Origin of the sequence: Streptosporangium sp. NPDC049248, assembly GCF_040678965.1 — a bacterium.
Taxonomy (GTDB): domain Bacteria; phylum Actinomycetota; class Actinomycetes; order Streptosporangiales; family Streptosporangiaceae; genus Streptosporangium; species Streptosporangium fukuiense.
The window spans coordinates 1-1415 of record NZ_JBFAQY010000070.1; the positions used below are offsets into that span (position 1 = coordinate 1).

General features: G+C 56.9%; 1 rRNA gene (running past one end of the window). It reads right to left on the reverse strand.

From position 1 onward, the window contains the following. Positions 1 to 1415 (reverse strand): 23S ribosomal RNA (locus tag AB0K21_RS44520); its annotated part runs 1803 nt beyond the window's last position; the annotation flags it as partial.

Here is a 1415-nt window from a genome sequence, read left to right on the forward strand (position 1 = left end):
GGGTGGGAGACCTCATCTCAAGGCGAGCTTCCCGCTTAGATGCTTTCAGCGGTTATCCCTTCCGAACGTAGCCAACCAGCCGTGCTCCTGGCGGAACAACTGGCACACCAGAGGTTCGTCCGTCCCGGTCCTCTCGTACTAGGGACAGCTCCTTTCAAGTCTCCTGCGCGCGCAGCGGATAGGGACCGAACTGTCTCGCGACGTTCTAAACCCAGCTCGCGTGCCGCTTTAATGGGCGAACAGCCCAACCCTTGGGACCTACTCCAGCCCCAGGATGCGACGAGCCGACATCGAGGTGCCAAACCATCCCGTCGATATGGACTCTTGGGGAAGATCAGCCTGTTATCCCCGGGGTACCTTTTAGCCGTTGAGCGACGGCGCTTCCACATGCCACCGCCGGATCACTAGTCCCAGCTTTCGCTCCTGCTCGACCCGTCGGTCTCACAGTCAAGCTCCCTTGTGCACTTACACTCGACACCTGATTGCCAACCAGGCTGAGGGAACCTTTGGGCGCCTCCGTTACTCTTTAGGAGGCAACCGCCCCAGTTAAACTACCCACCAGACACTGTCCCTGATCCGGATCACGGACCGAAGTTAGACGTTCAAAACGACCAGAGTGGTATTTCACCAATGACTCCACCACCACTAGCGTGATAGCTTCACCGTCTCCCACCTATCCTACACAAGACGCTCCAAACGCCAATGTCAAGCTATAGTGAAGGTCCCGGGGTCTTTCCGTCCTGCTGCGCGTAACGAGCATCTTTACTCGTAGTGCAATTTCGCCGGGTCTGCGGTTGAGACAGCGGGGAAGTCGTTACGCCATTCGTGCAGGTCGGAACTTACCCGACAAGGAATTTCGCTACCTTAGGATGGTTATAGTTACCACCGCCGTTTACTGGCGCTTAAGTTCTCAGCTTCGCGAAGTCGAAACTCCACTAACCGGTCCCCTTAACGTTCCAGCACCGGGCAGGCGTCAGTCCGTATACATCGTCTTACGACTTCGCACGGACCTGTGTTTTTAGTAAACAGTCGCTTCCCCCTGGCCTCTGCGACCCCCACCAGCTCAGAACGCAAAGGTTCGTCACCAGCGAAGGCCCCCCTTCTCCCGAAGTTACGGGGGCAATTTGCCGAGTTCCTTAACCACAGTTCACCCGATCGCCTTAGTATTCTCTACCTGACCACCTGAGTCGGTTTAGGGTACGGGCCGCCACGACACTCACTAGAGGCTTTTCTCGGCAGCATAGGATCACCCACTTCGCCACAATCGGCTCGGCATCACATCTCAGGATACATGAACCGCGGATTTGCCTACGGTTCTCCCTACATGCTTACCCCAGGACTACCATCGCCTGGGCTGGGCTACCTTCCTGCGTCACCCCATCGCTTACCTACTACCAGTTCAGGCCAGGCGTTCA